The 23,811-nt window shown below is 26.9% G+C and carries 19 protein-coding genes; all 19 read right to left on the bottom strand.

Going from position 1 to position 23,811, the window contains the following annotated elements; all coding sequences use genetic code 11:
* Positions 1 to 265: 265 nt before the first annotated feature.
* Positions 266 to 1,135: a radical SAM protein gene (locus tag KGF46_RS05170; protein ID WP_227841054.1), complete on the bottom strand. Its 870-nt coding sequence runs from the start codon at positions 1,133 to 1,135 to the stop codon at positions 266 to 268.
* Positions 1,136 to 1,232: 97 nt separating this feature from the next.
* Positions 1,233 to 2,090: an alpha/beta hydrolase gene (locus tag KGF46_RS05165; RefSeq protein WP_227861471.1), complete on the bottom strand. Its 858-nt coding sequence runs from the start codon at positions 2,088 to 2,090 to the stop codon at positions 1,233 to 1,235.
* A 225-nt stretch (positions 2,091 to 2,315) separates the two neighbouring features.
* Positions 2,316 to 4,334, bottom strand: a complete 2,019-nt coding sequence (locus tag KGF46_RS05160) for an FUSC family protein (RefSeq protein WP_227861834.1) — start codon at positions 4,332 to 4,334, stop codon at positions 2,316 to 2,318.
* A gap of 264 nt (positions 4,335 to 4,598) precedes the next feature.
* Positions 4,599 to 5,384, bottom strand: coding sequence for a formate/nitrite transporter family protein (locus KGF46_RS05155; protein WP_227861833.1), 786 nt, complete (start codon positions 5,382 to 5,384; stop codon positions 4,599 to 4,601).
* Positions 5,385 to 5,440: 56 nt separating this feature from the next.
* Positions 5,441 to 6,412 carry a sulfite reductase subunit C gene (gene asrC / locus KGF46_RS05150; RefSeq protein WP_227854526.1) on the bottom strand — a complete coding sequence of 324 codons (972 nt, stop codon included), beginning with the start codon at positions 6,410 to 6,412 and terminating at the stop codon, positions 5,441 to 5,443.
* A gap of 12 nt (positions 6,413 to 6,424) precedes the next feature.
* Positions 6,425 to 7,216, bottom strand: coding sequence for an anaerobic sulfite reductase subunit AsrB (asrB, locus tag KGF46_RS05145; RefSeq protein WP_227828848.1), 792 nt, complete (start codon positions 7,214 to 7,216; stop codon positions 6,425 to 6,427).
* On the bottom strand, positions 7,217 to 8,224 hold the full coding sequence (gene asrA / locus KGF46_RS05140; RefSeq protein WP_227828849.1) for an anaerobic sulfite reductase subunit AsrA: 1,008 nt from the start codon (positions 8,222 to 8,224) through the stop codon (positions 7,217 to 7,219).
* A 172-nt stretch (positions 8,225 to 8,396) separates the two neighbouring features.
* Positions 8,397 to 11,273 (bottom strand): EAL domain-containing protein, encoded by a 2,877-nt coding sequence (locus KGF46_RS05135; protein WP_227861832.1) that lies wholly within the window; start codon positions 11,271 to 11,273, stop codon positions 8,397 to 8,399.
* Positions 11,274 to 11,381: 108 nt separating this feature from the next.
* Positions 11,382 to 14,021 (bottom strand): diguanylate cyclase, encoded by a 2,640-nt coding sequence (locus KGF46_RS05130; protein ID WP_227861831.1) that lies wholly within the window; start codon positions 14,019 to 14,021, stop codon positions 11,382 to 11,384.
* Positions 14,022 to 14,206: 185 nt separating this feature from the next.
* Complete coding sequence (locus tag KGF46_RS05125; RefSeq protein ID WP_227840630.1) at positions 14,207 to 14,896, bottom strand: Crp/Fnr family transcriptional regulator; 690 nt, start codon at positions 14,894 to 14,896, stop codon at positions 14,207 to 14,209.
* Positions 14,897 to 14,958: 62 nt separating this feature from the next.
* Complete coding sequence (locus KGF46_RS05120; RefSeq protein WP_227482491.1) at positions 14,959 to 15,807, bottom strand: MurR/RpiR family transcriptional regulator; 849 nt, start codon at positions 15,805 to 15,807, stop codon at positions 14,959 to 14,961.
* 18 nt (positions 15,808 to 15,825) lie between these two features.
* On the bottom strand, positions 15,826 to 16,713 hold the full coding sequence (locus tag KGF46_RS05115) for an ROK family protein (RefSeq protein ID WP_227861830.1): 888 nt from the start codon (positions 16,711 to 16,713) through the stop codon (positions 15,826 to 15,828).
* A gap of 56 nt (positions 16,714 to 16,769) precedes the next feature.
* A complete protein-coding gene (locus KGF46_RS05110) occupies positions 16,770 to 17,573 on the bottom strand; it encodes a sialate O-acetylesterase (RefSeq protein ID WP_227854523.1) in 804 nt (267 codons plus the stop codon).
* Positions 17,574 to 17,735: 162 nt separating this feature from the next.
* Complete coding sequence (locus KGF46_RS05105) at positions 17,736 to 18,188, bottom strand: YhcH/YjgK/YiaL family protein (protein WP_227828855.1); 453 nt, start codon at positions 18,186 to 18,188, stop codon at positions 17,736 to 17,738.
* A gap of 157 nt (positions 18,189 to 18,345) precedes the next feature.
* A complete protein-coding gene (locus KGF46_RS05100; RefSeq protein ID WP_227828856.1) occupies positions 18,346 to 19,848 on the bottom strand; it encodes a sodium:solute symporter in 1,503 nt (500 codons plus the stop codon).
* A 33-nt stretch (positions 19,849 to 19,881) separates the two neighbouring features.
* A complete protein-coding gene (locus tag KGF46_RS05095; protein WP_413840264.1) occupies positions 19,882 to 20,763 on the bottom strand; it encodes an N-acetylneuraminate lyase in 882 nt (293 codons plus the stop codon).
* 69 nt (positions 20,764 to 20,832) lie between these two features.
* On the bottom strand, positions 20,833 to 21,504 hold the full coding sequence (locus tag KGF46_RS05090) for an N-acetylmannosamine-6-phosphate 2-epimerase (protein ID WP_227854522.1): 672 nt from the start codon (positions 21,502 to 21,504) through the stop codon (positions 20,833 to 20,835).
* 257 nt (positions 21,505 to 21,761) lie between these two features.
* The gene (locus KGF46_RS05085; protein ID WP_227828858.1) at positions 21,762 to 22,253 is read right to left on the bottom strand and encodes a zinc ribbon domain-containing protein; all 492 of its coding nucleotides are present in this window, start codon (positions 22,251 to 22,253) and stop codon (positions 21,762 to 21,764) included.
* Positions 22,254 to 22,274: 21 nt separating this feature from the next.
* Positions 22,275 to 23,639, bottom strand: a complete 1,365-nt coding sequence (locus tag KGF46_RS05080; protein WP_227828859.1) for a hypothetical protein — start codon at positions 23,637 to 23,639, stop codon at positions 22,275 to 22,277.
* Positions 23,640 to 23,811 lie beyond the last annotated feature (172 nt).

The raw sequence follows: 23,811 nt of genomic DNA, 5'->3' as shown, positions 1-23,811 counted from the left end.
TGGAAATCTATTAATCCAGTGCATATTTTTATCATTATTGATAGATTTTTTCTATGATTTCATAATTATATTCCTTAACAAAAAAGGAGCTGTCTCAAAATAGAGATAAGTCTCCTTTTCATTGTTGAAATGATGAAAATATATTTGATTTCATACAAAAAAGAGTGCCTCATGAACTAAAAAGTTCATTCTGAGACACCCCACTTAAAATCTAGATAATTTAAATATTTTACATCTATACATATATATTAATGATATTTAAATTTTACAGTCTTCTATATTCTTCTCTTTTTAATTTTAAGTTACTTAGATAATAATCTATCTCATCAATCAGACGTTGTTTATCCTCAGGTAATATTCCTTTTAAGTTAACATAATTTGACGCATGATTACTTCTAAATACAACTTTTTCATTGGTATCTATATTTTTTATCATTTCTTTAATTTCTTGTAGCACAGCCTTATCTTCCAATACTTTAAATTCACCAGATTGAAGTAAATCGTAAAGTTCAGTATTAGGTTCTACCATTAAACTCAATACACCTACATAATCTGGGGAAATTGCTCCTAACATTTTTCCTGTATCAACTCCATGTTGATGTGTTTTTTTAGTTCCTCCAAGACCTGCTATTACAGTAGCTGATAATTTAATACCATTTTTCTTAACTTTTCTACCAACTTTTATCAGTTGTTCGCTATTAAATCCTTTTTTAATATCTTCTAATACCTCATCATTTCCACTTTCAAGCCCTAGATAAATCATCTTAACACCAAGTTCTTTTAACTCTTTAAGTTCATCATCAGTTTTTTTCTCTATAGACTTAGGAGAGCCATATAGAGTAATTCTTTCACACTCTGGAAAAACTTCTTTTATATATAATATTATATCTCTTAATTTTTCCATTGGTATTATCAATGCATCTCCATCTGCTAAAAATATTCTATCTACATTTTTATAATGTCTTCTAAATATATCAATTTCATTTTTTATTACTTCTAATGGTTTTATTTTAAATTTCTTTGATTTGTACATACTACAAAATGTACATTTATTATGAGAACATCCTAGTGTGACTTGTATTATAAGACTATAAGCCTCACTTGGTGGTCTATAAAGTGGCATATCATATTCCATATTAAAATCCCCCTTGTAATCCAATCTTAGTTTTATTATATTAATAATATCTACTTAAAATAATACTTTATATATATTATAAACTTCAAGCTTTTGTTTAAGATATATTATTTAAAAATTTAATAATACTATTTGCAGTAATCTTAAGCTGTTTTTCTTGACTTATAATAGCACCATTGTCGCCCTTTTGTTTTCCATAATCTCCAAATTGTGCATGATTTCCCCCTTCAATTTCAACATAAGTTGTATCATCAGGAAGTTTTTCTTTTGCTTCTATAAGGTTTTTAAAATTAACTACTCCATCTTTACTTCCCCATATAGATATAACCTTTTTGCCTAACTGTCTTAGTTCATTGCCCATTGGATAAGAAGATAAAAACACAACTCCATCAATTAATTTATTGTCACGTGCAAAATTAGATGCAACAACTCCGCCTAATGAGTGCCCTCCTATTACCCAATGTTCTATATTACTGTAAGAATCCATAACTTTCTGTGCTTTATTAGTTCCAAGTATAGCTAGATTAAGTGGCATTTTTACAATTACCACTTCATATCCACTTTCTGCTATTTTTCTTGCAAGTGGTGCATATGATTCAATTTCTACTTTAGCTCCTGGATAAAAAATTAGACCTTTAGAAACTTTTCTACCCTTAGGTGTAAATGAAATATTTTCATTTATAGTTACCTCGACTTTACTATTACTAACTAATGCTTCTTTTGCTAGTTTTTGAGGTTCATATGTTTTGTTTATCCATATGAAAAAACTAAGCAGAATCAATACAAACAGTATACCTATTCCCATGAATATTTTCTTTTTTATATTAAATTTTCTATTATCATTTTTATCATCTTCGTTTTCAACCTCATCATAAAGTAAAGGTCTTTCAAGTTCCATAGTTATACTAAATGTATCATATTTCTTATCGCGCTTTACCTTTACATCTTTACTCATAAATCTAACCCCCATAATATTTGAATACTATTATAGTTTATCCTAAGTAAATTGTTTTTTCAACTAATGAAAAAAATCAATATTTTAACCTTTTTCACACAAAATTCATAAATATATGTTTTTTGTTTTTAATATACTATTTTCTTTTAACATTGTATAAAAGAAAAAGTCATATACTTTGCTTTAAAGCTATGACTTATTATATAATTTAATTAGATTAGAAAATTATGCAACTTCTTGCACTAACATTTTACTGGTATTACTTATTCTATACATCTCTTTTACACCATTTAAAGTTTGAAGTAAATTGAGACAAATTATTTTATCGCCCAAGCTTACTGTATTTTCAATACTATCTAAAATTACACTTCTTCCTTCATCATATTTATCAGCATCATAATTTGAAATATAACTAGTATCTCTCAATATTCTTTCTATATCTTCATCTCTAATATTATTCTTTTTGACATTTATATATAAATTGTACATATTACTTATTAGTAATTGTTGATTTTCTAAGAAATCATCTTGATGTTCATCTTTGTATATAGTATTTATCAACATAAGTCTATCTTCAATAAGTGATGGCACTAATAATAGATTCTTTATATAATGAACATTGGTTGAGTTTTCAATAGATTTATTAGCTTCATTAATTATATTTTTAACTATACCTTTATACACATCTATAACATGCTGATACCCCATTTTTGCATCATATGGTAAAACAAATTTATTTATTATTAATGCAATAATTGCACCTAATACCACATATGAAATTCTACTCATAGTTAAAACATTAGGGTCTCCCATAACTGCTGCGGAACCAAGAGCTGAAACAGTTACACACACTATCAATTTTCTATAATCAACTACATATGAGTTTATGTATCCTGCTAAAAGTACAATTAATGACCTTAATGTGTTATCTTTTATTATTGAAAATGAAACAATAAATATTACCGCTCCTACTAGTGTACCTTCTATTCTTTTTCTGGATTTCTGCAAACAATTCTCTGCATAAGGTTGTGTTAATGAAAATACAGTTAACATTATCCATCTTCCATCTTTTAAGTGAAAATAATCCATAATAAAACCTGATATTGCTGTAGCCAAAGCGATTTTTATTGCATAAGAAAATCTTATAGATTTTAAATTAAAATGTTGCTTATATATTGATATTCTTTTAAATTCATGTGGTATCTTTATTTTTCTTTCAACTCTTTTTTCTTCTTTTGATTTTACTTTTTTGTACTCTAATAAAAATTCGTATAGATTTTCTAAAACACTGTAAATTTCTTTCAAATTTATATTTTTAGTATCTTGAGCGATAACATAATCTCTAAATCCAAGTATTTCTTTATCAGTTATATTATCTTTATTTTCTAAGCACATCTTGATATAATTTACTTCTTTAGATACTACAACTAAAACATCTTCTTTACCATTTGTACTACTTTCTTCTAGAATATTTTTTATGTCTTCATCCTCAAATTCCTTAGTATCTGCTTTATATCTATCTAAGATTAAACTTATTCTTTCTAATGAAAATAAGATATTTATTATATCCATTCCTTTAATACTAATAAAAAAGTCATCTTTTCTATTATCAAATATAACCATTTTAAGACCTTTTGATATAGAATTTATTGTGTGATTACAACTATCTATTTTTCTCATATTAGACTTACTTACAGAATTATCATTGTTCATAATATTTTTTAAAAGATTTATTTTTTCCAACAACTCATCACATATAGATATTAATTCTTTGTCACCAATTTTTTTCATTCTATTTCTATTCATAACAAATTGAGCAATCATTATGACAAGTGAACCACTAGCTAAAGCTGATAATCTTATAGGAAATTCACTTAATCCTACAGGTATACTTATCATAAATATATACATAAGACCAAAAGGTACATATACAGCCCTTTTCAAGTCATAACTAAATAAATATCCTATTATAAATAATGCTATAAAATTTAATAAAATTCCTAAATACATATTTTGTACTGCAAAAAACGATAATACTCCTAACATTACATTTATTATCAAGTACTTTAGTAAATTTTTAATTGGAGAAATAGTTAAATCCCTTTCCAAAAGCATTAGCATAGCTGTTACTATAGCCACACCTATAAGTGTATTTTTACTTCCAAATAAAGCTATAAATGCAGATATAAATGCTATTATAAAAATAAACAATTTAGTTTTTGATATTATTAATTTTTTTGTCATCAAATACCTCCTTCAAAATTTCAACAAAGTCAATTTTATCACACTTATTATCGTATTCAAAATCGTCTTTTCTACGTGAGGATTCTAACTTTTTTATTTATAATACTAATTTTAATTCATAATTTAACGAACTTTATAATCACATACATCATATATATTCATATGCTATCATACTTTTTTTCTTTCAAATATTTTTTTAGAAATTAAAAACAACGCTCTCAATAATACGATATTTGTACTTATTGAGAGCGTTGTAAGATTTATTTAGCAAACTTGTTTAATTTTTTCTTTACCTAGTATATAAGTACCAAGTCCCATAAATAAAGCTCCTCCAACAATGTTTCCAAGTGTTACAGCTACTAAATTATAAATAGCTCCTCCAATACTAACTGTTTGAATTGTTGGAGAAAATAATGAAACACTATAGATTGTCATATTTGCCACACTATGTTCAAGCCCTGTTGTTATGAAAGCAAATAAACATAGGAATATCATAATTATTTTTGCACTATCGTTATTAGTTCTAAATGAACATAAAACTGAGACACAAACTAAAATATTACACAAAACTCCTCTAAAGAAAAGAGACATAAACGGCATAGATGCTTTGGCTGCTGCTGTAGTTGCAAAAAATTCTTCTACAGGACCTTTATCTACTAAACCAGTTCCTACAAACATTATACCTAAAATCAAAGCTCCTATTAAATTTCCTACCCAACTGTATATCCATATTTTAGAAGTATCTTTTATACTTACCCCTTTATTTAGCATACCTGCAGACATTACCATATTATTTCCAGTAAACAATTCTGTTCCTGTCATTACAACTAAACTAAGTGCTACTGCAAACGATAATCCCATCATTATCTTTGTCATAGGAGAACCTGCATCTGTCAAAATTCCTCCAATAGTAAATATCAAAAGTATACCAATACCTACATAAAGTCCTGCAAAAGCAGAAGACACTAAATATTTTATCTTACTTGTATTTAATAAATTTATTTTATTTATAGCTGCATTAGTTAATTTATCCAAAGTTTCTTTATGCATAATTCCCTCTTCCTTCTATTAAATTTATAATTTATTTAAATATATGTTTTTATTAATTATAGATATTTAACTCCACTCCAGTATATATTTTCATGTACTTTAGTTATTTCTTCAAATTGTACACCTTCAAGTGCCCATTTTTTAAATTCCATGAATCCAGTCCTGTCAATTATATATCCTATATGCTCTTTCCCTCCTGGTGCGTCTTTATCTATATACTTTTCTACATATTTGTAAGTATTAAGTATTATTTTTATTATGTTGTCTTCATCTGCCCATAAAAGAAAATCTTCTGCTAGTCTTGGATTTTTCTTCCCTGTTCTACCCATTATAGCTAATCTATAGTATTTTTTTTCATCTCTAGTCCATGCATTTGTTGGGCAATTCAGTACACATTCTCCACAACCTATGCACTTATCTCCATCTCTTACTACTTTATTATTTTCTGTTTTTAACGCCCCAACAGATAATTTTGAACATTTTTTTACACACGCTCCACAATTCACACATCTATCTTTTTCATATAGTGGCAATGTCATTCCTATAATTCCAAAATCATTCATTCTAGCTTTTATACAGTCATTTTGACATCCAGTTAAGGCTACTTTAAAATGTAAGTCATTTGGAAAGATTGCTTTTTCTATTTTTTTTGCAAATTCAGTTGTATTATACTGCGCTTTTGGACAGACTTTATTACCTATACAGGCAGCTATATTTCTCGTACCTGCTGCTGGATAACCTGCATTTTTCTCATTTTGATTTATATTCATCTTTTCAATAACAGGTTGTATGATATTGTTTATTTCTTCCATGTCTTCCATATCTATTCCTAAGATTTCAAATCCCTGTCTTGTAGTTATGTGTATCTGACCATTACCATATTCATTTGCAATCTTAGAAACTGTGATTAAACTTTCAGGGTCAATAAGACCTCCTGGTACTCTAACTCTTAAAGAAGTTTTATATTTTGTTTTTGTAATTCTGTAAGCATTTTTCATTACTTTTTTAGTATTTAAATCTCTTATCACAAACTCCACCCCCTAATCAATAAGATTTTTAGCATATGAATAATCAAATACTGGTCCATCTAAACATATATAAGTATCATCCATCTTACAGTGTCCACATTTTCCTATTCCACAACACATTTTTCTTTCATAAGAAACCCAAATATTTTTTTCGTCTAAATCTCTTTTTAAAAACTCTCCTACTGTAAATTTCATCATCATTGGAGGACCAACTACAATTGCAGAAGTATTATTTATATCTTTTATATCTAAATCTGGGATATACTTTGTTACTAACCCTACATTTCCACTATAGCCATCATCCGCTCCATCCACAGTAACTAAAACATCTAGTTTTTCATTCCATCTTTTTAAGTCGTCTGCAAATAGGACATCTTTTGGTGATTTGAATCCTACTATTAATTTAAACTTTTCACACTTATCTTTGTTGTTATAAAAATATTCAACTATTCCTCTTACAGGAGCTAATGCACTCCCTCCTGCTACTACTACGATTTCTCTTCCTTCATATAAAGATACATCAAATCCATTTCCATAAGGTCCTCTTATAAAAAACGAATCCCCTTCTTTATAATTGAATAGTTCACTAGTAACTTTACCTACATTTCTTATTGTAAAGTCAATATAATCTTCTCCATATCCTGATACTGATATTGGACTTTCACCATATTTAGGTATAGATATTTCATAGAATTTTCCAGGCAGTACCCCTTTTGTATTGCAATTCACTTTAAATGTCCATTCTTTATCAGTATGTTTAACTATATCTAGTATTTTTGCACTTACTGGTATATATGAGTTCATTTATATCTCCTCCTTACTAGTTACTAAATCATTTATTTTTTCTATACATTTTGAAAATGATATATATTGTGGACAGGCATCATCACATCTTCCACACCCAACACACATGTTATATCCAAATCTTTTTTTGAAATCATTTATTTTATGCATAGTTTTAAATCTCATTCTTTCTCCTTGTTTTTTTCTGAAAGAATTTCCACCTGCTATATCTGTATATCCATCTACTTGACATGAAGCCCAAACTCTTCTTCTTTCTCCTACATTTTCATTTTCCTTATAAAAAATATCCTGCATTGTAAAGCATGAGCATGTCGGACATACAAAATTACATCTTCCACATCCAATACATCTTGTGTCATATTCATCCCATATTGGATTTCCTATCATCTCATTAGAATCAATATTTTCTGGTACATCTACAGAAATTAAATTTTCCGTTACATGACTAACATCAAATTCTGCTGGCTCTCCATTAAACACTTCAAATTCATTGTCTTTTATATCTAAGTACAATTTTTCTCCTTCTATATTCAATCCAAGTGAATAGTTATCAGTTTTATTAGAATCCATACTTACACAAAAACAATTTCTAAAACTCTCTTTACATCCTACAAGTGCAAATTTTATTTTTTCTCTAATATGTTTATAAAAATAATCTTTTTCTTCTCCATTATTTAAATATATTTCATCGAGTCTCTTTATTCCATTTATGTCACAAGCTCTTAGAAAAATTAAAATCTTTTTATTGTCTAAATCGCTTTCCTTAAATTCTTTTTCAGTAAAGTAAAATAAGACTTGATTGATAGGAAGCACTACTTCTTTTGGTGAAAAGTTTGATTTTTGAGCAAATTCCATTTCTTCAAAAGTGCTTACTTCCTTGTATCTTATCATGTCAGTATCTGAAAAAGTACCTTTAAATGGCATTATGACTGGTGCAAATATTTTGTAGTCTTTTTTTAGGGAATTCAGACCTTCATTGAATTTGGATGAATCTAATTTTAATTTCATTTTTATCACCTTTCTTATATTTTAGTTTTGCTTGCTTATTATCTTGTTTAAATCTTAACACTTTCTTTTAGATACTTCTGTGATAATTATCACAGTTTTAAAAATAATAAAAAAAATATTACTATAGCTTATTCAGCTCTAGTAATATTTTTTTATTATTTATAACTTTAAATTAAAAATCTATTCTTTTAAATACAAGCTTTTCAAAAGCTTCTATATCCATAGGTCTTGCAAAGTAAAATCCTTGTCCAATATCACAACCTGCATTTTTTAATAAATTTAATTGACCTTCAGTTTCTATTCCTTCAGCTACAATTAGCATATCTAAATCCTTACCTAATGTAATTATATTCTTTATAACCTTTTCTCCACGTACAGATGTAATTGTCTCATTTAAGAATTCTCTATCAATCTTCAATACATCAATTGGCAATTTTTTCAAAAGACTGAGCGAAGAATATCCACTTCCAAAATCGTCCATAGATACGATAAATCCAATATCATGTAAATCATTTAAAATATCTAAAATCATACTTATATTTGACAAAAATAAACTTTCTGTTAACTCAAGTTCTATTAGATGTGCTGGTATATTATGCTTATTTATTAAAGATTTTAAACTAGTTACTATATTTCTATTATTTAAATGAATTCTTGATACATTTATAGAAATTGGTTGTGGCTTTATTCCATTTTTTATCCATTTTGACATTGTACTAAATATATTATCCCAAACATACAAATCAAGTTTTTCTATAAATCCATTTTTCTCAAATAGTGGAATAAAATCATTAGGTGGTATAGTTCCTTTAATTGGATGAATCCAACGAACAAGAGCCTCTGCACCTACAACCTCCTCTGTTATAAGGTTAATTTTAGGTTGCAAATAAACTACAAATTCTTTATTTAAAAGTGCATTATCCATATTATTTTCAATTTCTTTTTCATGAAGTATAGAAATCCTTATTTTATCATCATAAAAAGCAACTTTACTTTTATAATTGGTTTCTATTGTTTGGCAAGCTATCTTAGCTCTATCAATCATTACATCAATATTTACATCTTCTTTATCAATTAAATATGCTCCACATTTAAGTATTATATCTATTTTAAATGTATTTTTTTTATCATTATTGACAATCTCAAAAAAATCATTTGCTCTTTTTCTTAAATTTTCTATATTACTTTTTTTAGTCATTACAATAAATCTATCGTCTGATAACCTTGCATATATTTCATCCTTAAAAACATTTTCACCTATTTTTTTTGCTATGTATTTTAAAATATTATCTCCAAATTCAAAACCAAACATATCATTTATATATTTAAATTTATCTATATTGATATAATATATAACAAAGTTATCTGTTCCATATTTCTCAAAAAGCTTGTTAGCATCAATTTTAAATTTTAGTAAACTCCTTATGCCTGTTACTTCATCAACATATGCTATCTTTTTTAATTTATTCATTTGTATCTTATAATTTACAATAAATATTCCAAAAACTATAAATATAAGAAATGATATTATTAAAACAAATGCCATAATATTATGCTGTATAAAATCTAATAGAGTGACCTTATGTTCTAAGTACTTTGTACTACCTGTAATTGCAATTGCAACCTCTTCTTCTGTAACTCTATTAATAGATTTGTTGAGTATTGACAACAATGCAGGATTTGCTTTTCCAGAAACCCCTATTCCAATATCCACGACTTGATTTTTTATTGGCATAAACATAAGCTCATCAAATTCTTCAGTATTAATTATATTATTTAGTATATAGTTGCTTCCTATAAATACATCACATTCTTCTTTCTTGACAGCTTCAATACATTTACTAGCATTTGGATAAAAACTTACTTCTTGATTTGGATAATATTCTTTTACGAATGATTCTATACCTGTCCATTTAATCATTGCTACCTTAGTTTTTTCATTCATTCTAATATCATTTTTTGCCAAACCTAACATAGTAGTTTCAAGGTATCCATCAGTAAATACAATATTATGCTCTAACTCAGTACTCCGTGACATAAACATATTTGCACAGATATCTACCTCACCATTTTCAACCATTTTTAAACCTTCAGAAAAATTATCTACCTTTATATACTCAAACTTTAAACCTGAGTTATTTGAAATTGATTTTAATATATCTATTGATATACCTTTGTAGGAATTTGTATTTTTATCATAAAAAGATAGTGGTGATGTATCAGGGCCTGATACAACTTTTATTATAGGATGTTTCTTTATATATTCTTTTTCCTCCAAAGTAAATACTTCTGTGGCTATTGCAGTATCTTTATAATGTTTATTAAATAAATTACCATCATAATATATATCTTCTCGCTTAATCTCATTTAATGCATAATTCAAACCATCTAGTATTTTTTTGTTTCCCTTAGTTGTTGCATAATAGACAGGCTCTGATGAAAAACGTAATACTACCTTTGTATTTGGTATATCTCTAATGCTTCCTGTAAGTATCATATCAATGGTTCCTTTTTCAAGTTCTCTTTGAAGTTCTTCTGCACCTTCTATGTACTTATATTTTACAGATATTTTATTTTTTTTACAGTATTCATCAAATACACTTTTAAAATGATTATCTGAAACTGTACCTACTACTTTTCCATCAATCTCTTTTAGATTATTATAAGATATTGTATTGTTTTTGGAGTTCACATACAATGCTCCATATTCATATCCAAAATTTAAATTCGTATAATCATAGTATTTTTCACGTTCTTCATCCTTTTGCAATGCTCCAAATATATCAATTTGTCCCTCTTTAAGCATTTCTAGACCTTGACCCCATCCACAAGGTATATATTCTAATTTCCAATTATTTATTTTAGCTATTTCATTCATATAATCATATGTATATCCATATAACTGACCATCTTTTGTAATAGAAATTCCATAACTAGGCCAATATCCAACTCTCACTTTTTCTTTCTCAGAAGCGGCTAAAACAAATGATGTATTTAATATAAGTAAAAAAATAACCATAGTAATAGTAAATCTATATTTTCCATTCATAGTATTCCTCCATTTATAACTAAATCATATCAAGATAGTTAAAGTATTCTTATTTAACTTAATATTCTTTCTATTTAAATATTTAAACCCTCCATTTGCATTTAAACTTTAAATAGAGTCATTAAATATAATAAATCTATCTTTTCCTTGTTTTTTTGAATAATAAAGAGCTTTATCTGCTTTTTCATATAATTCAATAAAAGTTGTTCCATGATTTGGCATAATAGATATTCCAATACTACAAGAAACTTTATATGACTTATTTACTCCAGTATAATAATTTCTAAATGCATTACATAACTCAATCGCTTTGTTTTCAATAAATTTCATATTCTTCATATTTTTTATGAAAACTACAAATTCATCTCCACCAATACGTCCAATTATATCATCTTCTCTAAAAATAGAAGTCAATTTTTTTGAGACTTCAACTAAAACTTTATCACCAAAGACATGTCCTAAATTATCATTAATGGCTTTGAAATCATCTAAATCAATAATAAAAAATGCATGACTACTTTCTTTAGCCTTGTCTAAACTTAAAAACCTCTTTATTAGAGTTTCAGTTGTACCTTTATTATAAATTCCTGTTAATATATCACGTTCAGCTTTAAATTTAAGCTCAATCTCTTCTTTTTTCTGTTTATCTATATCTTTAATGTACGCAAATCCTTTAAGTTTATTACTTTGTGGGTCTTTAAGTAAATGCATTGTACAAAGTTCCCACAAAATCTTACCATCATTGTCATATCTTCGATACTCTAACTTTAACTCATTTACTCCCTTATTATATGAATCTAAGATATTTTCATAATAAAATACTTTTTTAAAGTTTTCCCTATCTGAAATAAAAACTATATCGTCAACAATATCCTCCATTACTTCAGAATATTTTCCAGTAGTTCTTAAACCTAAATTATTATTAGGCTTTATATTGCTTGATATAAATTTATCTTGAGAAAAATTAATTTCATATATAGCAATTGCTTCAGACAACATAGCTTTTCTATATTGTTCTTCTTGATTATATTGCATTTCAGCTTTTTTTTGCTCATTTATATCTTCTAATAGACCTATCGCTCTAATTGGAATTTCTGCTCCATTAAATAGATTAGTTAGAGTCATTCTATTCCATATATATTTCCCATTGACTAGTTTTGTTTTTATTACAGATACTACACTTTCTTCACCTTTTTCTATTTTGTTAAAAGATTCTTTAAACACATCAACAAAGTCAGGATGTATTATCCCAGAATCTATAAAATATTCTATACCATTTTCAATATTTTTTTGTACTCCATATATTAAAGAGATATCACTAGAGATATGTATAGATTTTGTATGCACATAATAGTCAAATACTATGTTAGATGTCTTGGATAAGGCTATTCTAAGCCTTTCTTCATTAATCTTAAGTTCTTCTTCTGCTCTTTTTAAATCTGTTACATCAACCAACACACAGTAGAAATACTCTTTTCCATCAGAATCTTTTATTAGCTCACACTTATTTACAACCCACACAAAATTACCACTCTTAGTAATCATTCGATACTCTATTTCAACTACTTTTGATTCTAATATTTGAAGTGCAAATTCCCTTTTCACTCTATCTACATCATCTTTATAAATTACATCATAAAAATTATTATTAAACATAGATTTTATCTCTTCTTTAGTATATTCAAACAGGTCAATAAATCCATCACTTAAAAACACAAATTCATATTTTTCACCTACACTACATTTAAAAACACCACCTGGTATATTGTTAGTTAGTGAAGATATCTCTAAATTTGCTTTTACAAGCTTTCCTTTGGATTTTTTCTCTTTATAAAATACAATTAAAATCAAAACTGAAAGTGCTATGAAGTTTTTAGTTGTTAATATAATTGCAAGTTTATTTATCTTAGAAATCTCTTTCACTATTAAAGTCTTTGGAATAAAAGACAATACATACCAATCATTTATACCAACTGGAGTATACGTGGCATATTCCTCTTTTCCTTCAAATTTATATTCTAAAAATCCACTTTTCTCATTTGATATATCTTCAATAAAGTTTTTATAACTGTAATTTTCTCCAATATAAATAAAATCAAAAAAACCACTAACATTATCTATGGCATCATCAGTTTTTCCTGGAGTAGATTTTAAGACAAGATTTCCTGACTTTTCAAATATATATGTACTCCCTTCTCCATTAAAACTAGTCACATCTATAAATTCACTTAATTTACTTGTATAATAAGAACCATACAGAACTCCAATCACTTCACCATTTTTGTACATAGGAGACGCTACTATAAAACTATTTTCATTGTTAACAGATGATTTTATGATTTCTGAAATATTGCTTTCCCCTTTCATTGCCTTCTTAAAATAGCTATGTTGCGATATATTATAGACCTTTCCATCACCTGTATAGGCTGTACCATCTGGATATGCAATGTAGATTTTTTCAAAATCAGATTCCTTTGATACATCATTTAATAATTTCATTATATCTTCTTTCTTCATACCCTCTGACTCTGAAATAACTTTAGAAATACTATTTATAAACTTTGTTAGTGAATTAAGCTTAACATTTATAGTATTTGAACTTTGCAATGATAACTCTTCTAAATGCATCTTTTTGCTTTTTTCTACTAGTGAATTAACATTATAGGTAAAATCCCAAAGAGAAAACATCACAAATACACATATAAAAATCAAACCTAAAGCATAACCTATGAATTTTTTATTTTTCATTTTGATACATCCCTTTCTGCGCATAGAAGCTGTGTCAACATCTGTATATTTACTGTTCATATTAAATTAATTATACTATCAGAACTCAGCTGTTTCAATAAACTTAAGGTAAATATTACCATTTTAGATAAATAAAAAAGAATCTATACATAGATTCTCTTAATAATACCTTTATTTAATTATAATTAATTATTTTTAAAGTATTTTGATAGCTCGCTCTCTTTTACATAAAAACCTTTATTATCAATCTTTATAAGTTCTTCTTTTTGCAATACTTTTATCATTCTAGAAACTGTCTCTCTTTTACAACCAAGCATATCTGCTAAGTATGTAACTGTAAGATTTACATTTAATAATGTCCATTCTCCACAACAAACTCCAAATTCTTTACTTAATCTATATAATTTTGCTGCTAATTTCTTGTCTACTTTTATAGATATTGAATTTTTTAACTGTCTATATAAACGTCTTGTCCTTCTCTCCATATAAGAAATAATATCTTTTGTAAGCTGAAAATCATTTTTCATAATTTCTGTAAATTCTTCAATACTATAATAAAACACAATTGAATTTTCAAATGCCTCACATCCAACAGCAGAATTCTTAGTAAAATCAAAGGTAATGTCATTTATAATTTCTCCATTATTTAATATAAAAATCACCTTTCTCTCGCCATTTTCGCTTATCTTAAAAATAGATACTTTCCCATCTAAAAGTACATATACCCTGTCTAATTGTTCTTTTTCATAAAATAAAATTTCTTTTCTTTGTAATCTTTTTAGTTTAGCTTTTTCTTTAAGTTGATTCTTAGTTTCACTACATAAATTATTAAAAAGCATTACTTTGTCAATATCATAGTCTTTTAATTTAGACATGTAAAATCTCCCCATTACTAAATTTTTAAGAAAACCACATAAAGTATTACAAATATCTGATTTTATTCATTTTTAAACAGTTTTATAGCATTTGTAGTCTTGATTTTTCTTTCAATAGCTTCATTTGAAAGCTCTTTTACTACCTGTGTATATACTAAATCAATAATAAAAAATTGTGCTAATTTAGAAGATATTGAACCTGTTTCCAATACAGTTTCCCCTGATACATAAGATAAGTGCACATCTGAAATATCCTTCAATTCAGAATTTTTATTTTCAGTAATAGATATAATTTTAGCATTATTAGCTCTCGCAAGTTTTACAGTTTTTATAATTTCTTCAGTTTCGCCAGAATGAGAAATTGCAACTATTAAATCTCCTTCTTCCATTATAGAAGACATCATTATCATAGTATGACTACTATCAAAACTTACACAATTAAGTCCAATTCTCATAAACTTATAGTTTGAATCTTGTGCTATTATTCCTGAATATCCAATACCTATAAAGTAAACTTTTTTAGCATTTATTATAAGTCTTGCACAATCATGAACATCTACACTATTGATTATCTCAACAGTATTCTCTAAAGTAGTTATATTTGAGTTTAAAAGTTTCTTGGCTGTATCTAAAGCTGGCTCATCATTTTGTATATTCTTATTTATAATATTTTTTTTATTACTACTTGATATTTCTTGTGCTAAAGTAACTTTAAAGTCTTGCAACCCATTAAACTTCATTTTTTTAACAAATCTAGTTATAGTTGCTTCACCAATATTACTCTCTTTAGCAATTTGTGATATTGGTTTATAAAATACATCCTCTATATTTTCTTTTATATAAGCTATCAGTAATTTATCTGACTTTGTGACTTTAAAAGTTGGTGATTCTAATTGTTCTAAAATACTCATTAAAAAACCTTCTATTCTCTATATTTTGTTTAAAAAATTATATAATGCCCCAAGCATACCTGCATCATTTTGTCTCTTTGCAAATTCTATATTAGTATTTTTATAAACTCTTTCTATAAGAATCTCCTTTAACGCTCTATCTATTTTAGGTTTTAGAAATTCTTCTTGTGCCATTATTCCGCCACCTAAAATTACAACTTCTGGATTTATTACATAACATATATTTGCAATACCAATTGCTAATGATTTTATCATATTATCCAATTCTTTTAAACAATCTTCGTCATTATTCTTTGCTAAATCAAAAATTATTTTCCCATTTAGGTCATTTTCATCCATATTTTTTATTTTTGCTAATTTTTTTACCAAGCTACTAGTTGATGCCAACTCTTGAAAAGTACTTCCATTCATATTCATATATCCTACTTCACCAGCACTATTACTAAATCCATTTATAAGCTTATTATTTATTATAACACAACCACCAATACCAGTACCTATTGTCATACAGATAGAAGAAGTTGCTTCCTTACCTGCTCCAAGCCACATTTCACCAAGACCAGCACAATTAACATCATTTTCAACTTCACATTTTATATTAAATTCTTTTTCTATCTCTTTCTTTAATTCCATACCTTTATAGTTTGGAATTAATTCTTCTAACGCAAATACTATCTTACCTTCAATTGGGTCAACCATACCTGCAGTTGATATACATATCCCATCAATATTATTTTCTTTCATATATTTTTTAACTATTTTCTTTATTTTAGATAATATTCCTGGTCCACCTTTTTCTTTTGCTTCAGTATCTAAACTTGATTTATCGATTATTAACCCATCTTCTCTAATAAATCCATATTTTATTGAAGTACCTCCAATATCTATACAAACGTAATTTTTCATAACATATCTCCATACAAATTATTTTTATAACCAATATTACTAATTAAAACTTTATATTACATGAATTTTTTATTTATTTTTTCTAACTCATAGATATATTTTCTCGCTTCTGATAAATCTATGGTATCCTTTAATATAATTTTTTCCTCAGTTATATGATATTTATAAATATTCTTACATAAATCTTCTCCTAACATATTAAGACCTTCTTGACTATAATGTACATCATCAATAGTTAGACCTTGATCATGAAATTTCATAGCAATTTTACTTCCTATACTTAATATGTCACACTCATTACAAGCAAATTCTTGCGCTGCTGCAATTCGTCTTGTTCTAACAAAATATTCATCTTCTCCAAGCCAATAACCAGTTAAACTAACAAACATTTTATCAATCATACATTCTTCCTTAAGTCTATATGCAATTTTTTTTAGACTCTCTTTATAGTATAAAACACCACTACCATATTTTGCATCACTTTCACCTTGAATCCAAATAGCATATTTATTTGATATTTTATAATCCTTGCTTAAAGTATTACACCCTGCATTAAACTTTTCTATAGTATCATCTAAAAACCAGTTATTATCATGATTCCAATTTTTTATTCTTGACCCATCCTTTGCATTGTGTATAAAACAAACTTTATTACCAGTAAGTCTATTCCACTCATTTGAAAATGCAGGTGCTATAGTCCCATCCCCTTCAGAAGTCTCTAATTCACATCTCATGTTTATAATCTCGTCAGTACTTAAGTATTCAAAACAATTCTCATTTGGAATAACACTGTCTTTTGGATTTCCCAAACCTCTAGCATTACTTTGTCCTATTAATAAAAATACATCTATATTATCCATAAATTAACTCCTCTATACAATTCTAAACTTTTTAATGTCTATTTAAACTTTCCTATAAAAAACTAAGGCTGAAAATAGTAATCTAACTAAAATTTACGAAATCTCACTAATCGCTGAAAGTTAAATCACTATTTTCAGCCTTAGCGGTTATATAAATTTTCATTATCTAACCAAAACCTTAAAAATAGCTTTTTTGATATTTTCTTTTTCTGAAACTTTTATTGCTGTCATATGTGCATCTTCTGGATAACATACTAGGAAATCACCTTTTCTAAGTTCAACATATCCATTATTTTGTCCATCAAGAGGTAGAAAGTCACCATCTTCCTCATATGTCTTTTGCTCTAGATTTTCTATAAAATTCAAATCTATTCTTTCACATCCATCTAGCATCAAGTGTACATCTATATATTTCTTATGAGCTTCCCAGAATCTTTCTTCTTTTTCACAAGTTTTATACTCAACGATATTTACAAAGATGTCATCACCATCTATTGTATGAGTCCCTTTTTCGTAATCTATCAATGAATTTTCTTTAGCATATTCAAAACACTTAAGCAAATCTTCATGTAATGTTGAATATGTCTTACTATGATTTATACTTCCAAATATCATAAGCACTATCTCCCTATATAATTTTAAATACATTCTACTTTCAAATTTTTTACATATAAAGTTCTTTATACATTCTTATAGAGTAACTAGATTATTTATATATCTAATCACTCTAATCTAGTCACTCTATAAGATAATTTCTTATTTAAATTCTATATTATTTTTCATAATAAACTGTAGTTTCAGCTTTTGGTAAATATACTTTTGCTTTAACTTTAGATTCTATTGCACTAAATACTGTTCCTACTACTACAGAAGTAGTTATTGTTATTAGAGAATAAGCCCAAGAAGTTACTTCTGGTACTCTGTATTTTAGATAAACAACTAAAATTGCTGATACTGCAAATCCAACATATGCTCCCATTTTAGTTGCTCTTTTACAAAACGCACCAAGTACAAATATTCCTGCTAAAACTCCTAAAACTAGACCCATAAAACTATTGAACCATTCATATGCTGACTTTATCTCTCCATTTGCTAAGATTATTGCAACAACTATAGAAAGTATACCTACTCCCAATGATATATATTGTGCTACCTTAGTTTGTCTTTCCATACTCATATCTTTTGTTATAATAGTTTGTATATCTAAAGTCCAACTTGTAGCAACTGAATTAAGTCCTGTTGATAAAGTTGATTGAGATGCTGCATATATTGCTGCAAGTAGTATTCCTGTTATACCTACTGGTAATTCATAAGCTATATATGATGCAAATACTTGGTCTTGTTGAACTGTTTGAGCTAAATCTGGGTTTTGAGTATAGTATATAAATAAACAAGTTCCAATTAGATAAAATACTGTTGCAAGTCCCATTGATAAAACACCATTTCCATATGTCATTTTGTTAAGTTGTTTTATATCAGTTGTTGTAGTAAATCTTTGAACTATATCTTGACTTGATACATATGATGAAAAAGTATTAAGACCAGCTCCAACAAATATTATAAATGCACTTGTAGATAGTATATTTTTATCAAACATAACTTCATTTGTTGCTAAGAATTTATGACCACTTGTAAGAGTATCCATCACTGTTCCAAATCCACCATTTATACTTGATATTAGATAGAATAGCGTACCTGTAACACCTACTATTAGTACCATACCTTGTATAAAGTCAGTCCATAAAACAGCTTTTAATCCACCTGTATATGAATAAATTATTGCTATTACACCCATAACTATTATTAACACATTTACAGGTATTCCTGTAAGACCTGCTAAAACTACTGATGGTAGATACATTATTATAGACATACGTCCTATTTGGTATATTATAAACATTAAAGCTCCAAGCACTCTAAGACCTTTACTTTCATATCTCATTTCTAAGTACTCATATGCAGTGTCTATTTCTAACCTACTATATAGTGGCAAGAAGAATTTTATTGTTAAAGGTATAGCTATAAACATACCTAATTGTGCAAACCATAAAATCCATGTTCCACCATAAGAATTACCTGCTAGTGATAAAAATGATATTGGGCTTAATAATGTGGCAAATATTGACACTGATGTAACCCACCATGGAATAGTTCCATCACCTTTGAAGAACTCTTTTCCTTTCATTTCCTTCTTTGAAAATAACAATCCTGCAAATAAAACTGCCAATAAGTAAACTACTAGTATTGCAAAATCTATCCAAGTAAATCCTACCATTTGACTAATCCTCCCATACTAAAAGTATTTTTATTAAAAATACTTTCTGTATATTTCTTTCGCTCTTGATTTCATTTCATCAGTTGCTTCTTTCATAGGTTGTCTGCAATATCCAGCTTCAACACCTTGTTCTTCAAGTAGTAATTTAATTGTTTGATATAGACCATTTCCTAATATATCTGTTATTAAATCATTTGTCACATGTTGTACTTCAAGTGCTTCTGATATTTTTTCATTCTTAGTTAGTTCAAATATTTGTCTAGCTCTGACACCGTTTACATTGAATGTAGAACCAATTGCTCCATCTACACCTAAAACTGTAGCTGGTAACATCATTTCATCGAAACCTGCAAATATTAATTTATTTGGGAATGTTTTTCTCATTCTTTCTAATAAGTAGAAATCTGCTGCTGTAAACTTAACACCTATTATTTTTTCATTTTCAAATAATTCTCCAAATTGATCTAAACTCATATCAACACCAGTTAAAAATGGTATAGAGTATATTATTAATCTATTATCTACAGAATTTATTATTGTATTGTAATAATGTTTTATTTCTTCAAAATCGAATTTATAGTAAAAAGGTGTAACAGCACTTATAGCATCATATCCTAAATCAGTTGTAAATTTAGCAAGTTCTACAGCTTCTTTTAAATTAACTGAACCAACTTGAGCTATTAACTTTATTTCTTCTTTCACTTCATCTTTAGCTATTTCAAATATTTTTTTCTTTTCATCAGTTGAAAGCATGAAGTTTTCTCCTGTACTTCCACCTACATAAAGACCATCTATTTTACAAACATCTATATTATGTCTAATTATTTGTCTTAACCCTTTTTCGTTTATATTTCCTTCCTTATCAAATGAAACTAATAATGCTGAATAAATTCCTTTCATATCTGTTGTTCTCATATCTTTACCTCCAATTTTAATTTTCAAATATAGTTAAATATAATAAATTTTTAATTTATAAATTAATTTTTAATTAATTTCGATTGCTTTAACAAATTTTTCTGTTATCAATTGTGGTCTTGTTATTGCCGAACCTACAACTGATGAATGAACTCCAAGTTCAAATACTTTTTTTAAATCTTGTGGAGTATTTACTTTTCCTTCTGCTATTACAGGTATTTTTAAATCTTTAACCAGTCTTTCCATCAGTACAAAATCTGGACCATCTAAAGTTTCTGTATATGGAGTATACCCAGATAATGTAGTTGAAACGCAATCTACACCGTATTCTTGTGCCTTAACAGCTTCATCATAATTTGAAATGTCAGCCATTACTAAAACATTATTTTCTTTTATATAATTTATAATTTCTTTCAAATCTTCGTTGTTTGGTCTAACTCTATTAGTAGCATCCAGTGCTATCATTTCACATCCTGTTGTTAAAAGCTCATCTACTTCTTTTTTAGTTGGTGTTATATATATATCTGAATCTTCGTAATTTCTCTTTATAATACCTATGACAGGAAGTCCAGTAACTTTTTTTATTTCAATAATATCATCAACTCCTTGAGCTCTAATTCCAACTGCTCCACCTTCCTGAGCAGCTCTAGCCATTCTACTCATTATAAAAGAACTATGAAGAGGTTCATTTTCTAAAGCTTGGCATGATACTATTAGTCTTCCCTTTACCTTATCTAGCATTTTTTTGATTACCTCGTTTCTGAAATTTATTTTCTTAATTTATGTATTAATAATAACATGAAAACTTTTTCTTTGCAATATTTTTTCATATTTTTTTATCAATTCTATTTTTTTATAGATTTATTCCAAGTATTTCCTTGTATTTTATAGTTTTAAGAAAATTTATTTCATTTTTTTGGTTTTTATTTTCATTCCTATATAGATACAAATGATTTCAATAAAAAAACCCATGTATACAATACATAGGTTTCCCAATATTATTCTAAATCCATAATAATTTTTCTACCACAACATGGACAAAACTCAGATTCTGAATCTATCTCACTTTCACAATAGCCACAAACTATAAAATCATCACAATCATTATCTAATTCAAATTTTCTACCACATTCAGCGCAATATTTGTCATTTATATTTCCAACATAGCCACATTCACAAGTTACATTGCTTTCTGCAATTTCCATATCATTGATTTCCATATTTTTTTCATAAATTATCTTATCAAGTTCTAATAACTCATCACAGAATTTATCAAAACACTCATCATCAATAGAATTTTCTCTAATTTTTTGATAAGTCAACATTCCCATTTCTAAAAAGAGCTTACTCTTCTTTTCTTGAATATCATCAATTTCTCTATTTATCTTTGATTTTTCTTTATATAATTCAATCTTAAATTTTCCATTGCCAAATCTTTTTTTAACCTTAGAAAATTTATCATCCACTGTCTTTTTATTATTTTCTTCCACAGAAGTTTCCTCCAATCATATTTAATCAGCTGAGTTTAGTTTATATCCTATTAAAGATATCACAAAACTGTATATAAATGAAATTATAATAGTCGAGAACACTTTAAATTGCATAACTAGAGTTGTTCCATAACTAGTTGTATTAAAGAAATTAATATTACTATCAAGTATAAATGTGCTAAACAAAGCTAACATACCCATTAAAAATGCATAATATATACTAAATATTATTACAGGTTTAATACTATGTGTTTCATATTTAAATCTTAACTTATATCCATTTAATAAAATTATTAATGCAGACAAAGCCCCCATTGCATAAAACATTAATTTAGTATCTCCAAATAAAGATGATGAACCTAAGCTAAACATTGACAATGTTGAATTTATTATTGTTACTGAAATTCCATTTGCAAAAGCCCACATATAGCTCGCAATTTGTGGCAATATAGCAAATAAATCAATGCCACTTGAATATCCACTCATATTCAATTCATTTAAATAACTACTATCAGATATAGTTAATACAAAAAGTATTGCTAACACTAAAACATATCCTAATATGAATATTTTAATAGCATTTGAAAAAAGGGACATATATATATTTTCTTTTTCATAGCTTTTTCTATAATTAGTTATATATGTACATATAAATCCTAATACAAATCCATTTAGTAGTGCACTAAAAAATTCGTAACTATACTCTAAAGCATATCCATATTCTAGCATACTATGTGAGCTAGTTTTAACATTAGTAAAAGTACATAAAATAGCTAAAATTAATCCATATAAAATTCCAACTCCAAGAGAATTGGCTAGTGTAGTTTTTGAATCCTTACATCTTTTTCTCATAAAAATTAAATTTGATATAATTAATCCTAAAACAGGAATTATAAGTAATATTAACAAGCCTATATTTGCACTTATAAATCCAGAGCCCATCATAGTAGACATAGATACGCTAATTTGTCCTAGATTAAGAGCTAAAATTATATGTGCTGGATTTATCATGTAACTGATATCATTAAATTGAACAGTAATTATAGCCTTAAATATTAATGAAATAACAAGCAATATAAATATAGTTGAAAAGGTCGTTAAAAATATCCCTCTTGTATTTGCGTGATATGAGTGTTCTTTTATTTTAGATTTTAAGTCAAGTTTTGTTTCGCTTGACTTTAAGGATACTATTTCATAAAGTTCATTTCCACAAAATTTACAGTAATTATCTTTAGGATTATTTTCTTTGTTGCAACTAGAGCAAATTTTATCTTCTTTAGTTTCGAGTGTAAGGTTATTATTTTTTATTTTTCTAGTTGGCTTACCTGTTTTTTTAGAATAGTTGCTATATGAATAATTCATGTTATCTATTTTTTTTTCATCCATTTTTTCCCTCCAAATTTTACCATTATCAATTATCAATTATAACTATATCATATAAAACTTAATTATACCTTAATTGGATATATTTATCTATTTTGTTTGTCTTATATTAGTATTTCATTATAATTGTCTAATATTCAAAAATAAATAACTTACTCATCTTAATTATAATAAG

The sequence above is a fragment of the Clostridioides sp. ZZV14-6153 genome, from assembly GCF_020657855.1.
Classification (GTDB): domain Bacteria; phylum Bacillota; class Clostridia; order Peptostreptococcales; family Peptostreptococcaceae; genus Clostridioides.
The sequence above is the reverse complement of the archived record's forward strand: the minus strand, read 5'-3'. Positions and strand labels throughout refer to the sequence as shown.

Bases quoted from the DNA above. Each gene is read 5' to 3' on its own strand.
- KGF46_RS05170 (WP_227841054.1), bottom strand. From the start codon at position 1,135: ATGGAATATGATATGCCACTTTATAGACCACCAAGTGAGGCTTATAGT.
- KGF46_RS05165 (WP_227861471.1), bottom strand. From the start codon at position 2,090: ATGAGTAAAGATGTAAAGGTAAAGCGCGATAAGAAATATGATACATTT.
- KGF46_RS05160 (WP_227861834.1), bottom strand. From the start codon at position 4,334: ATGACAAAAAAATTAATAATATCAAAAACTAAATTGTTTATTTTTATA.
- KGF46_RS05155 (WP_227861833.1), bottom strand. From the start codon at position 5,384: ATGCATAAAGAAACTTTGGATAAATTAACTAATGCAGCTATAAATAAA.
- asrB (WP_227828848.1), bottom strand. From the start codon at position 7,216: ATGAACTCATATATACCAGTAAGTGCAAAAATACTAGATATAGTTAAA.
- asrA (WP_227828849.1), bottom strand. From the start codon at position 8,224: ATGAAATTAAAATTAGATTCATCCAAATTCAATGAAGGTCTGAATTCC.
- KGF46_RS05135 (WP_227861832.1), bottom strand. From the start codon at position 11,273: ATGAATGGAAAATATAGATTTACTATTACTATGGTTATTTTTTTACTT.
- KGF46_RS05130 (WP_227861831.1), bottom strand. From the start codon at position 14,021: ATGAAAAATAAAAAATTCATAGGTTATGCTTTAGGTTTGATTTTTATA.
- KGF46_RS05125 (WP_227840630.1), bottom strand. From the start codon at position 14,896: ATGTCTAAATTAAAAGACTATGATATTGACAAAGTAATGCTTTTTAAT.
- KGF46_RS05120 (WP_227482491.1), bottom strand. From the start codon at position 15,807: ATGAGTATTTTAGAACAATTAGAATCACCAACTTTTAAAGTCACAAAG.
- KGF46_RS05115 (WP_227861830.1), bottom strand. From the start codon at position 16,713: ATGAAAAATTACGTTTGTATAGATATTGGAGGTACTTCAATAAAATAT.
- KGF46_RS05110 (WP_227854523.1), bottom strand. From the start codon at position 17,573: ATGGATAATATAGATGTATTTTTATTAATAGGACAAAGTAATGCTAGA.
- KGF46_RS05105 (WP_227828855.1), bottom strand. From the start codon at position 18,188: ATGATATTTGGAAGTATAAATCATAGTAAGACATATTCAACATTACAT.
- KGF46_RS05100 (WP_227828856.1), bottom strand. From the start codon at position 19,848: ATGGTAGGATTTACTTGGATAGATTTTGCAATACTAGTAGTTTACTTA.
- KGF46_RS05095 (WP_413840264.1), bottom strand. From the start codon at position 20,763: ATGAGAACAACAGATATGAAAGGAATTTATTCAGCATTATTAGTTTCA.
- KGF46_RS05090 (WP_227854522.1), bottom strand. From the start codon at position 21,504: ATGCTAGATAAGGTAAAGGGAAGACTAATAGTATCATGCCAAGCTTTA.
- KGF46_RS05080 (WP_227828859.1), bottom strand. From the start codon at position 23,639: ATGGATGAAAAAAAAATAGATAACATGAATTATTCATATAGCAACTAT.